General features: G+C 66.5%; 11 protein-coding genes. 3 read left to right on the top strand and 8 right to left on the bottom strand.

Going from position 1 to position 11337, the window contains the following annotated elements; translation table 11 throughout:
- Positions 1–159: 159 nt before the first annotated feature.
- The 3 genes from ACZ60G_RS13760 to ACZ60G_RS13750 all read right to left on the bottom strand — a co-directional run bounded on the left by ACZ60G_RS13760 (position 160) and on the right by ACZ60G_RS13750 (position 3456).
- The gene (locus ACZ60G_RS13760) at positions 160–1182 is read right to left on the bottom strand and encodes a lysophospholipid acyltransferase family protein (protein ID WP_465810276.1); all 1023 of its coding nucleotides are present in this window, start codon (positions 1180–1182) and stop codon (positions 160–162) included.
- On the bottom strand, positions 1179–2006 hold the full coding sequence (locus ACZ60G_RS13755; protein WP_465810274.1) for a GNAT family N-acetyltransferase: 828 nt from the start codon (positions 2004–2006) through the stop codon (positions 1179–1181). The genes ACZ60G_RS13760 and ACZ60G_RS13755 overlap by 4 nt, the downstream gene beginning before the upstream one ends.
- Before the next feature lie 178 nt (positions 2007–2184).
- Positions 2185–3456, bottom strand: coding sequence for an NAD(P)/FAD-dependent oxidoreductase (locus tag ACZ60G_RS13750; protein ID WP_465810272.1), 1272 nt, complete (start codon positions 3454–3456; stop codon positions 2185–2187).
- A gap of 111 nt (positions 3457–3567) precedes the next feature.
- On the opposite strand from ACZ60G_RS13750, the gene ACZ60G_RS13745 reads away from it, so the two are divergent.
- Positions 3568–4425 carry a LysR family transcriptional regulator gene (locus tag ACZ60G_RS13745; RefSeq protein WP_387289476.1) on the top strand — a complete coding sequence of 286 codons (858 nt, stop codon included), beginning with the start codon at positions 3568–3570 and terminating at the stop codon, positions 4423–4425.
- 38 nt (positions 4426–4463) lie between these two features.
- Here ACZ60G_RS13745 and ACZ60G_RS13740 read toward each other — a convergent pair whose 3' ends face one another.
- From ACZ60G_RS13740 to ACZ60G_RS13720, 5 genes are all read right to left on the bottom strand, one after another.
- Positions 4464–5225 carry an ABC transporter permease gene (locus ACZ60G_RS13740; RefSeq protein WP_465810269.1) on the bottom strand — a complete coding sequence of 254 codons (762 nt, stop codon included), beginning with the start codon at positions 5223–5225 and terminating at the stop codon, positions 4464–4466.
- Positions 5222–6244 carry an ABC transporter ATP-binding protein gene (locus tag ACZ60G_RS13735; RefSeq protein ID WP_465810267.1) on the bottom strand — a complete coding sequence of 341 codons (1023 nt, stop codon included), beginning with the start codon at positions 6242–6244 and terminating at the stop codon, positions 5222–5224. The genes ACZ60G_RS13740 and ACZ60G_RS13735 overlap by 4 nt, the downstream gene beginning before the upstream one ends.
- Before the next feature lie 72 nt (positions 6245–6316).
- Positions 6317–6934: a PadR family transcriptional regulator gene (locus tag ACZ60G_RS13730; RefSeq protein ID WP_465810265.1), complete on the bottom strand. Its 618-nt coding sequence runs from the start codon at positions 6932–6934 to the stop codon at positions 6317–6319.
- Between the two features lie 92 nt (positions 6935–7026).
- The gene (locus ACZ60G_RS13725) at positions 7027–7983 is read right to left on the bottom strand and encodes an electron transfer flavoprotein subunit alpha/FixB family protein (protein ID WP_387289483.1); all 957 of its coding nucleotides are present in this window, start codon (positions 7981–7983) and stop codon (positions 7027–7029) included.
- A gap of 32 nt (positions 7984–8015) precedes the next feature.
- Positions 8016–8801: an electron transfer flavoprotein subunit beta/FixA family protein gene (locus tag ACZ60G_RS13720; RefSeq protein WP_465810263.1), complete on the bottom strand. Its 786-nt coding sequence runs from the start codon at positions 8799–8801 to the stop codon at positions 8016–8018.
- A gap of 192 nt (positions 8802–8993) precedes the next feature.
- On the opposite strand from ACZ60G_RS13720, the gene ACZ60G_RS13715 reads away from it, so the two are divergent.
- Both ACZ60G_RS13715 and ACZ60G_RS13710 read left to right on the top strand, forming a co-directional pair.
- Complete coding sequence (locus ACZ60G_RS13715; RefSeq protein ID WP_465810261.1) at positions 8994–9797, top strand: class I SAM-dependent methyltransferase; 804 nt, start codon at positions 8994–8996, stop codon at positions 9795–9797.
- Positions 9794–11326, top strand: a complete 1533-nt coding sequence (locus ACZ60G_RS13710; RefSeq protein WP_465810259.1) for a 1,4-alpha-glucan branching protein domain-containing protein — start codon at positions 9794–9796, stop codon at positions 11324–11326. The genes ACZ60G_RS13715 and ACZ60G_RS13710 overlap by 4 nt, the downstream gene beginning before the upstream one ends.
- The last annotated feature ends 11 nt before the right edge of the window (positions 11327–11337 follow it).

The following is an 11337-nucleotide window of genomic DNA, read 5'->3' as shown; positions in this document are numbered from 1 at the left end:
CCGGGCGCGACCGGGCCAGCAATCCCGCAGCCACCACGCTGCGCTGCGGGATCAACTCGTTCGCGAGCTGTGCTCTGTTGCGGTGGAGCTATTTCGCGGCCGAAACGGCGGAGGCCGACCGGGCAATCGCCCAGTCGGCCTCGTGACCGTGCCCTTCGATCAGTCTGTGGACACCGCGGACTCGGCAACCTGATGGCCCGAGCCCCTGCGCCGGAACGGCCGCAACCGCCGCGGCGGCCGTTGCGGCCGCGCCTCGGCCGACTCCGGATCCTGTACACGAGTTGCCGTCGCCTCGATCCAATCCGATGCCTCGATGGCCCCATGGCGCGACAGATCGGTGCCGCGCACCGCCTGTTCGCAGCGGCGAGCCAGATCACGGCGATCGAGTCCGGGATTCTCGACCGGCTCGAGCACCACCTCGGCCACCATGCCGCGCGAGCGCAGAACCCGCTTCGCCGAAGTGCCGAAGCCGTCGTCACCGACGAATCCGGGAATGGTCGACTGGGTGCCGTGCGCGTCCAGATACCGCACGCGCACCGGCTGCACCGCGGTTCCGGTGTCCACCGCCGCCTGGAAGAGCGCGGGCCGCATCCTGCCGTAGGCGCGGCCACACCAGGTAGTCCCCTCGGGAAAGACCGCGACCCGATCTCCCGCCGCCAGCCGCTCACCGAGACGCGCCACTACACCGGGCAATTCGCGCAGCCGTTCGCGCTCGATCGGAATGACCCGCATCAGTTTGGCCAGCCCACCGAGCAGCGGCCAATCGACCATATCGGCGCGGGCCACGAAGCCCAGTGGCTGCACCGCGGCCATGACGACCACATCCGTCCAGCCGATATGCCCGGCGACGATCAGCAGCCCGTCACCCGAATCACCGAAGCGCGCACCGGCCGACTCCCCCGCATCGGCTCGGTTGTCGACAACGCGCAACCGAATCCCCAGACAGCTCAAAACACTTCGCGCATACCGCCGCTGCAACTGTTCGCGCCGTCCGCGCGGCGTCACGACATTGACAACGGGAAAGCTGAGCAACAATCCGGCCACGCCGAATAGTCGGCCGATCACCCGTGCGGTGCCGATCTCATCGACCGGATCGATACAGCCGGGCCCACATGGGCTCGACGGCATCCAGGAATGCGCGGTGCGCTCTGCGGGCGGCGCGTCGAACACCATCTGACTCACCGTCCCCCGTCGAGTGCATTGGCCGCGTCTTGTAATCGGTTGAGGTAGCGGGTGTTGATCGTGTCCAGGCCGAGCAGCGCGACGAAATCGGCGACCGCGAAATCCGGATCGTGTGCAGGTTCACCGCAGATCTCCGCGCCCAGGCGCAGGTATCCGCGCAGTAGCGGGGGCAGCTTCGGGCGCGCGGGCGGTGTCATCTCGTCCAGCGTCAGCCCGTCGACGACAACCGGGCGGTAGGGGTGCACCCGCCGCTCGGGATCGGATCCGTGGCGGCCGAGCAACATATCCCGCACGCCGCGCACATTCACACCGGCCGGATCGGCGGGGGTGTCCTGCATGGGCACCGAGACGCAACCCATCACCCATTCGTATCCGGTGAGCTGGATGTAGTGCAGGATGCCCGCCCACATGAGGGTCAGCACCGAGCCGTTGCGGTGGTCGGGCACCACACACGCACGGCCCATTTCCACGATCCGGTTGCCCTCCGGATCCAGTTGGGCCAGATCGAATTCGGTGGCCGTGTAGTAACCGCCCGCGGCAGTCACCTTGTCCGGCGGCAGCATTCGGTAGCAGCCGACGAATTCCTCGGTCCGGTCGTCGCGGACCAGCAGGTGGTCGCAGTACTCATCGAAATGGTCCGCGTCGAGACCCGTTCCGTTGTCGGGAATCTGGAAGCCGGGCTCACTGGCGAAGACGCCGTAGCGCAGGCGCTGCGCGGCCAGTCGGTGCGCCGAATCGGAGGAGACGACCAGCGAATACCGAGACCGTTCCGCCCCGGAGTCCGTCGGTCGAGCCGGGGCTGTCAACACGGACGAAATAGTCATATCCGTGATGAAGCCAGTCCGAAACTGCGCCGGAGCAACCTCGAAGTGTCGCCTCGATGCCGGTTCGGTGAACGAGATGATGATCACACCGAGCGTTCACCGAACTGTCGCGTCGCGTTCCGTCTCCCGCATCGCTACCGCCGCCTTTTGCCTGATCCGTGACCTTTTCGCCGGCAGATCAGGCGGCGTCGCGCTCCGATATCCGCACCGGATCCTGCGCCGTATCCACCTCGTCGAAACCGGGGCGACCCGTGCCGATGAAGGCGACGAGCCACGAGGCCACGGCGGCGAAACGGTTGCGGAACCCGACCAGGTACAGCAGGTGCACCGCGAGCCACATGGTCCACGCGATGACGCCGCGGAAGGTGATGTGCTCATTGAGTTTCACCACCGCGCTGAACCGGCTGATCACCGCCATGCTGCCCTTGTCCCAGTACTTGAACGGGGTGCCGGGGAGCTGCTTGCGGCGAATGATGTCGGCGGCGTGCCTGCCCTCCTGCATGGCGACCGGCGACTGGCCCGGATAGCCGTTGAGCGAGGTCATATCGCCGATGGCGTAGATATCGGCATGTCCGCCGACGGTCAGGTCCGGGTTGATCAAAAGCCTTCCGGCGCGGTCGGTTTCGCAGCGGGTGGCCTCGGCCAGGATCTGCGCGAACCCGCCCGCCTGCACACCGGCCGACCAGACCACCGTCTCGGCCGCGATCCGGCGCTCGATGCCCTGCTTGTCCTTGACGGTCACCTTGCCGTATTCGATATCGGTCACGAAGGTGCCGAGCAGCACCTCGACACCGCTCTTGGTCAGCGATGCCTTCGCGTATTCCGACAGTCCGCCACCGAAGGGCGGCAGCACCTCGCCCGCACCCTCGACCAGGGTCACCGAAACCTCTTGGTGGTAATACCGTTTCGCGAGTTCCTTCAGCTGACCGGCGACCTCGACACCGGTCGCGCCCGCGCCGACCACCACGAAGCTCAGCAGTCGCTTGCGGGTCTCCGCATCCGCGCCCTTGGCCTCGGTGAAGACCCGTTCGATCTGTGCGCGCAGCAGCTTCGCATCGTCGATGGTCTTGAGCGAGAACGTCTTATCGGCGAAATCGTCGCGGCCGAAGTACGACTGCGAGGCGCCGGTGGCGGCGATCAGCGAGCCATAGCGGATCTGTGTGCGCTCGCCGTCGTGCTCGTAGGTGAGCACCGCGTTATCGGCGTCGATGGCGACGACCTTGCCGAGCCGGACGTCGGCCTCCCTGTGCCTGCGCAGTACCGAGGCGATCGGCGGCGCGATCTCGTGCGATGCCAGCACACCTGTCGCGACCTGGTAGAGCAACGGCTGGAAGAGATGCTCCGGAGTGCTCGAGATAAGAACGTAATTGATGCCCGATTTGGCCAACTGCTTAGCGGCGGCAAGCCCCCCGAATCCCGATCCAACGATGACAACATCTGCGTGTTCCATGACAGCCTCCTTCTCTCATTACCAACCGTCATTCGATCCGCAGATATTTCAGGTGTTCAGGCGCATAATAGATATGACTCTTATCTGGATTGCTCATGAATTGGAGATCAAGTGGAGCTTCGCCAGCTCACCTACTTCGTCGCGGTGTGCGAGGAGCTGAGTTTCAGCAGGGCCGCGGCCCGCTGCTACATCTCCCAATCGGCGATCAGCCATCAGATCGCCCGGTTGGAGCGTGACCTCGGCGTGGCCTTGTTCGAGCGTTCGACCAGGGCCGTTGTGCCGACCGACGCGACCATGCGGCTACTTCCCCTGGCTAAACAGATGCTCAGTCTGGAGTCGGCCATCCGCGCCACCGTGCGCACCTCCGGTCACCGCATCCGGCTGGCCGCCAATATGTCCTTCGCGACCCGATCCCTGTCCGCGATCGCCGGGGCGCGCGCCGCGCATCCGGATGCCGAGATCGAATTCGTCATAAAACCGTTCCGGCAGCGGATCACCGCGGTGGCCGACGGCGACTGCGATCTCGCGCTCATCCGCGGCAGTGTCGACGAGCCCGGTCTCGCGGTGGAGAAGCTGTGGATCGAGGACCTCGTCATCGCCACTTCCGCCGCCCATCCGCTGGCCCCGCACGACCAGGTGACGCTGGCGGATCTGAGCCCGTATCCGCTGCTGCTCCCGCCCGAGCAGGAACAGGTCCTGCTGCACAATGTGATTCGGGCCGCCTTCGCCGAGCTGTCGGCCGGCCCCACCTTCGGTCCGCCGATTCCACCTGATCACACCGCGACCATGGAGCTGATCAATCGCCCGGACGCCTGGACGGTGCTCTACGCCGACAGCCCGACCGAGGGCCTGGTCGTCCTGCACCTCGCCGAACACCGACTACGTATTCCGGTCTCCGCGGTCTTGCGCAGCGATGCGCGCCGCTCGCCGATCCTCACCACGCTGCTGTCCGGATTGCACCGCCGCTGAGATCTGCTGTCACCGAGCAGATCTCAGCGGCATCGATGTCAGGCGTTCTCGCGGGTGAAGCTACGTGCGCCGATCACCATCGCCACCGCGGCGACCGCCAGCGTGAGCCCGGTCCCGAGGTACACCTCGGACGCACCGAAGTCACCGCGGAACAGGGCCCTGGCCGCATCGACGGTGTGCGAGAACGGATTCACCTTGCCGATCGTGCGCAACCAGCCAGGCCCGACGCTCAACGGCAGCAGAATGCCGGACAGCAGCATCAGCGGCACCGCGAGACTGTTGAGCACCGAGGCGAGCACATCCTCGGATTTGGCCCACAGACCCAGCGCATAGGACGCGGCAGCCAAACCTGCTGCCATGACCGCGATCAACAACACCGACAGCACCACCCCGAGCGGATCCGGCCGAACCCCGAAGGCCGCCATGGCAACTCCGACGAGCACCAGCGCCTGGACCACGAGCACCACCATGTCTTTGAGCACGCGCCCGGTCAGCAGTGCGCCCCGGCTCGCCGGCGTCACCCGCTGCCGTTCGACGACCCCCGCCCGCAATTCCGCCACAATGCCGAATCCGACATAGATCGCGCCGAACAGCCCGGTCTGGATGACCAATGCGGGCGTGAGCAGCTTCCACGGATCGGAATCCGCGCCGAGCGACGGCGCGATGCCCTTGACGAGCGGCCCGAACAGCACCAGATATAACACCGGCTGGGACAGACCGATCAAGACCCACACCGGATTTCGCAGACTCGCCCGCAGTTGGGACCAGAAGATCAGTCCGGTCTCGCGCATGAACCTCATGAGTGACTCGCCTCCCGCAGCGAACGCCCCGTAATGGTGAGAAAGACATCGTCGAGGCTGGGACGTTTGACAGTGAGCGCACCCGGTACGAGACCGCGCTCGTCCATGGCACGCAATAGGGGTACGACCGCGGCATCGCCGCGATCCACGGTGAGATGCACCAGCGTCGATCCGATCCGGTCGGCACCCGCATCCTCCGAGCGCACCAGCGAGCGCACCTCGAGCACCGACTGGGCGACCTGGAGTGCGAGATCCGCATGGCCGTCATCGATTTCGAAGCTCACCACGTCACCGGAGATACGGCGCTTGAGTTCGTCGGGCGAGCCCTCGGCGACGATGCCGCCGTGGTCCATGATCAGCAGGCGATCACACAGTGCGTCGGCCTCGTCCAGATAGTGGGTGGTGAGCACGACCGTGGTGCCCCGCTCGCGCAGGCGCCGGATGTGCTCCCACAGATTCGCGCGGCTCTGCGGATCCAGGCCGCTGGTCGGCTCGTCGAGGTAGATCAGCGCCGGGCCGTGCACCAGGCCGAGCGCGATATCGACGCGGCGGCGCTGACCGCCGGAGAGCTGGTTGCATTTGCGCCGACCGAGGTTGTCCAGGTCGAGTGCGACGAGTAGTTCTTCGGCATTGTGCGTGGCCTGCGCCTTGCTCAGCCCGAAAAGCCTTGCCTGCAACACCAATTCGTCGATGACCAGGGCATCGTCATTGGTCATTCCGCCCTGGGCGACGTAGCCGATGCGCGAACGCACGGTCCGCTGCTCGGCCCGTAGATCAACGTCGGAGATGACCGCCTCGCCGGCGGTCGGGGCGATGAGGGTGCTGAGCATCCGCAGTGTCGTGGTCTTACCCGCGCCGTTGGGGCCGAGCAGACCGAGGATCTCACCCTCGTAGACATCGAAGTCGACGCCCGTAACCGCTTGGACGGGGCCGCTTCTGGTTTCAAACGTCCGCGCCAGCCCGCGCACCCGGATCACCGAGGTGCGGGTGCGATCGCGAACGGAGTCGATCGTTTCCACCCGAACAACGGTAGGAACGACCGACTAAATAGTCAAGCTTTACTATTCAGTCTTGATCATTTGAAAAGCGCCTCATTTGACCGTCATCGGGCCGCCGTCCACCCGCGACCAGTTCGTCCACACATCCAGCTCACCGCTCTCGATGCGCTCCAAAGTCTTGCGCGTCCAGGTCAGATCCGCCCGGACGTGGTCGGCGGCCAGCCGCATGGCATCGGCGACATGATGCGGTTCGGTCTCCGCCGGATTGCCGCTGCCCGCGAGAATCCGCTGCTCCTCGCGCTCCAGGAAGACCAGATCCGATTCGAACTTCAGAATGCGCCCGCGCATCGCCGCGACGACCTCCTCGCGTGGCAGGTGCGGCAGCAGGGCCACCGCCGCGAAATACGGGTTCTTCGGCTGCTCCGCGGACCACACCGCCTCGCGCACCATCTCGCCGAAGACCTTCTCCCCCTCCGTCGTCAGCCGATAAGTGGTCCGCTCCGGACGCGCCCCCGCCTGACCGACGCCCTCCACCTCGATGAGCTTCTCGCGCTGCAGCGTGTTCAGCGCCCCGTACACCGATCCGGGCTTCACATTCGCCCAATCGTCGGCATGCCAGGACAACAGCTCGCGCCGAACGTCGTAACCGTGCACCGGGGCCAGCAGCCGCACCACCGCGAGCACCAGCATCCGAGTCGTAGGAACAGCCATATCCGCAGGTTATCGCACCCGCTAGGGGCAGCATGAAAACGCAAGTGGCCCCGGCTGTTTCCAGCCGGGGCCACTCGAGCAGCGGTGCGCTATCAGCCCTTGTGGGCCTTCACAGCTTCGGTCAGCTGCGGGGCGACATTGAACAGGTCGCCGACGATGCCGTAGTCCGCGATCTCGAAGATCGGGGCCTCTTCGTCCTTGTTGACCGCGACGATGGTCTTCGAGGTCTGCATGCCGGCGCGGTGCTGGATGGCGCCGGAGATGCCGAGGGCGATGTACAGCTGCGGGGAGACCGTCTTACCGGTCTGACCGACCTGGAACTGGCCCGGGTAGTAGCCCGAGTCGACCGCGGCACGCGAAGCGCCGACGGCGGCGCCGAGCGAATCGGCCAGCGCCTCGACGACCGCGAAGTTGTCGGCGGAACCGACACCGCGACCACCGGAGACGACGATGCTCGCCTCGGTGAGCTCCGGACGGTCGCCACCGACGACCGGCTCGCGCGAGGTCACCTTCACGACGCCCTCTTCCTGCGCGGGCACCTCGACGGTCACTTTCTCGCCCGCACCGGCCGAGGCGGTGGCCTCGACGGCGCCCGGACGCACCGAGATCACCGGCACGTCGCCGGTGGCCTTGGCGTCGACGGTGAACGCGCCACCGAAGATGGAGTGCACGACCGAACCGTCAGCCTTGACGTCGATGACATCGACGAGCAGACCGGAGCCGATGCGCGCGGCGAGGCGGCCCGACACCTCCTTGCCCTCGGCGGTGGCGGCGACGATCACAGCGGCCGGGGAAATCGACTCGACCAGACCGGCGAGCACGTCGACCTTCGGGGTGACCAGGAAGTTCTCGACATCGTCGGATTCGGCGATGTAGATCTTCGCGGCGCCCGCGGCGGCCAGCGCGTCGGCCAGCTTCTCGCCGGTACCGGCCGGGCCGGTCACGACGGCGGCGGGCTCACCCAGCGCGCTCGCGGCGGTGAGCAGTTCGGTGCTGACCTTCTTGATCGCACCGTCGGCGTGCTCGACGAGCACAAGTACTTCTGCCATTTGTGTTCTCTCCTAAGCAGTCTCGGGCGGGATCAGATGATCTTCTGACCGACCAGGTACGAGGCGATCTTGGTGCCGCCGTCGCCCTCGTCCGCGATCTTCTCGCCCGCGGTGCGCGGGGGCTTCGGGGTGGCCGCGGTGACGGCGGTGCCCGAGTTGGCGACACCGACGGTCGACGGGTCGACGCCCAGGTCGGCCAGCGTGAAGGTCTGCACTTCCTTCTTCTTCGCGGCCATGATGCCCTTGAAGGAGGGGAAGCGCGGCTCGTTGATCTTCTCGGTGACGCTGACGATGGCCGGGAGGGTGGCCTCCAGCTTGAACACGCCCTCGTCGGTCTCCCGCTCACCGGTGATCTTGTCGCCGTCGACGCTCAGCTTGCGCAGGTGCGTCAGCTGCGGCAGGCCCAGGTACTCGGCGATGATCGCGGGCACGGCGCCGGCGCGACCGTCGGTGGCCTCGTTGCCCGCGATGACCAGCTCGACACCCTCGACCTGGCCCAGCGCGCTGGCCAGCACCCAAGCGGTCTGCACGGCGTCGGAGCCGTGGATCGCCGGATCGTTGATGTGGATGGCCTTGTCGGCGCCCATGGACAGCGCCTTGCGGATGGCCTCGGTGGCACGGTCCGGACCGGCGGCCAGCACAGTGACCTCGCCGCCCTGGGCCTCCTTGATCAGCAGCGCTTCTTCGACGGCGCGCTCGTTGATCTCGTCGAGGACGGCGTCGGCGGCTTCGCGATCGAGGGTGAAGTCACCGTCGGTCAGCTTGCGCTCGGACCAGGTGTCGGGAACCTGCTTGATGAGTACGACGATGTTCGGCATCGGTCTTCGTCGACCTCCTGTTCTGGTTACACGTGTGTGGTGGTCGCACGAGCGGCGCCGTACGTCCTTGTTTGTAGCTCAGGGCGTGACACTACCCTACGTTAAGTTACTCGCGGGTAACTTAGTCGCTTCTCTCTCACAACGGTGGTACTGGCGATATCTTGCGGCCGTCCAACCAGTAACGTCGGAGCGATGAGCGAGGCTGTGATCCCTGCCGCAGTGGGCACCACCCCGGGCATTACTCCCGAGTCGGCCGTGGAGCCGTTGCCGCTGACCGGCGAGCGGACCGTACCCGGCATCGCCGAGGAGAACTACTGGTTCCGTCGGCACGAGATCGTCTACGCACGCCTGCTCGAGCGTTGTGCCGCAAAGACGGTGCTGGAGGCCGGATCCGGTGAGGGTTACGGCGCGAACATGATCGCCGAGGTGGCCGCCAAGGTGATCGGTCTGGACTACGACACCAGCGCGGTCGAGCACGTGCGCGCCCGCTACCCGCGCGTGGAGATGATCCAGGGCAACCTCGCCGCGCTGCCACTGGAGGACGAGTCGGTCGATGTCGTGGTGAATTTCCAAGTGATCGAACACCTCTGGGACCAGGGCCAGTTCATCCGGGAATGCCTGCGGGTGCTGCGGCCCGGCGGTGAACTGCTGATCAGCACGCCCAATCGGATCACCTTCTCCCCCGGCCGCGATACCCCGCTCAACCCGTTCCACACCCGCGAACTCAATGCCGACGAACTCACCGAACTGCTCGTCGACGCGGGTTTCCGGGTCACGCTCGTGACCGGGGTACACCACGGCCCGACGCTGAAGGCGCTGGACGCCAAGCACGGTGGCTCGTTCATCGATGCGCAGATCGAGCGCGCGCTGGCCGGGGAGCCGTGGCCCGCCGAGCTGACCGCAGATGTCGCCGCGGTCGTCATCGACGATTTCGCACTGATCACCGAGGACATCGATGCGAGCCTCGATCTGGTCGCCATCGCGGTGAAGCCTTGAGTAGACAAGAAGTTCCCGGCCAGTTCACTCTGGTCCTGCATTCCCATCTGCCCTGGCTGGCCCACCACGGCCGCTGGCCGGTCGGCGAGGAATGGCTCTACCAATCCTGGGCCGCCTCTTACCTTCCGGTCGTCGATGTGCTGAGAACCCTTGCCGCGGAAGGTCGTTCACACCTGCTCAGCCTCGGCATCACACCGGTGCTCGCCGCCCAGCTGGACGATCCGCATTGCCTTGCGGGCATGCATCATTGGCTCGGCAATTGGCAACTGCGCGCCGACGAGGCCGCGATGGCGGGCAATATCGCACTCGGCAGGCATGAACACCGGCTGGCCGCGGCGGCACTCGCGGAATTCGAACAGCACTGGCGCCACGGCGCGGCGCCGGTGTGGCGGCAGCTCATCGACGCCGAGGCCATCGAACTGCTCGGCGGCCCGCTCGCGCACCCGTTCCAGCCGCTGCTGCACCCGCGACTGCGCGCCTTCCAGCTCGACGAGGGCCTGGCCGATGCCCGGCAGCGCTGGGGTCACACCCCGACCGGGATCTGGGCGCCCGAATGCGGCTACACCCCCGGCATGGAGACCGGATACGCGGCCGCGGGTGTGACGCATTTCATGGTCGATGGACCCGCACTGCGCGGCGATACCACCCTCGGCCGACCGGTCCGGGAATCGGATGTGGTGGCCTTCGGGCGGGATCTGCAAGTGAGCTACCGGGTTTGGTCGCCCAAGTCCGGCTATCCGGGGCAGAGCGCCTACCGTGACTTTCATCACTATGACCATGCGACGGGTCTCAAGCCCGCCCGCGTCACCGGCAAGACGGTCGCCGGTCCGGACAAGGCCCCGTACGACCCCGAACTGGCGGCCGGGGCGGTAGTCCGCGATGTCGACGATTTCGTGCGGACCGTGCGCGAACGGCTGATCGAGGAATCGGCGCGTATCGGACGTCCGGCCCTGGTCGTCGCCGCATTCGATACCGAATTGTTCGGACACTGGTGGCACGAGGGTCCGCAGTGGCTGGCCCAGGTACTACGGGCACTGCCCGAGGCGGGCGTCACCGTCGGCACGCTGGCCGATGCCAGGGCGCGCGGGTACGTCGGCGAGCCGGTGCCGCTGGCCGATTCGTCCTGGGGTTCGGGTAAGGATTGGCGAGTATGGGCCGGTGACCAGGTGAAAGACCTGGTGGATCTGAACGACGATATTGTCCGGCTCACCCTCGATACGGTCGACAAGATGCGGGCCGCGGACGGTGGCGCCGCACTGCGCGACCCGGTTGCCGATCAACTGCTGCGCGAAGCCATCCTCACCGTCTCCAGTGACTGGGCATTCATGGTCAGCAAGGACTCCGCGGCCGGCTACGCACGCGACCGCGCGCACCGGCACGCCCACGCCGTGCGGGAAATCGCGGCCGCCGTCGGGGCGGGCCAAGTCGCCAAAGCACACCAGTTGGCGGCAGGATGGGGGGCGGCCGACGGCTTCTTCCCGAGTTTGGACGCACGGCGGCTGGCGATCGCGGACCGAGACTCCGCCTGATAAGGACATTC

Source organism: Nocardia sp. NPDC102475 (assembly GCF_055584605.1).
This window is presented reverse-complemented; position numbering and strand designations above follow the sequence as displayed.

Excerpts from the sequence above, each read along its gene's own strand:
- ACZ60G_RS13755 (WP_465810274.1), bottom strand. The coding sequence starts at position 2,006 with ATGACTATTTCGTCCGTGTTGACAGCCCCGGCTCGACCGACGGACTCC.
- ACZ60G_RS13715 (WP_465810261.1), top strand. The coding sequence starts at position 8,994 with ATGAGCGAGGCTGTGATCCCTGCCGCAGTGGGCACCACCCCGGGCATT.
- ACZ60G_RS13740 (WP_465810269.1), bottom strand. The coding sequence starts at position 5,225 with ATGAGGTTCATGCGCGAGACCGGACTGATCTTCTGGTCCCAACTGCGG.
- ACZ60G_RS13725 (WP_387289483.1), bottom strand. The coding sequence starts at position 7,983 with ATGGCAGAAGTACTTGTGCTCGTCGAGCACGCCGACGGTGCGATCAAG.
- ACZ60G_RS13720 (WP_465810263.1), bottom strand. The coding sequence starts at position 8,801 with ATGCCGAACATCGTCGTACTCATCAAGCAGGTTCCCGACACCTGGTCC.
- ACZ60G_RS13750 (WP_465810272.1), bottom strand. The coding sequence starts at position 3,456 with ATGGAACACGCAGATGTTGTCATCGTTGGATCGGGATTCGGGGGGCTT.
- ACZ60G_RS13730 (WP_465810265.1), bottom strand. The coding sequence starts at position 6,934 with ATGGCTGTTCCTACGACTCGGATGCTGGTGCTCGCGGTGGTGCGGCTG.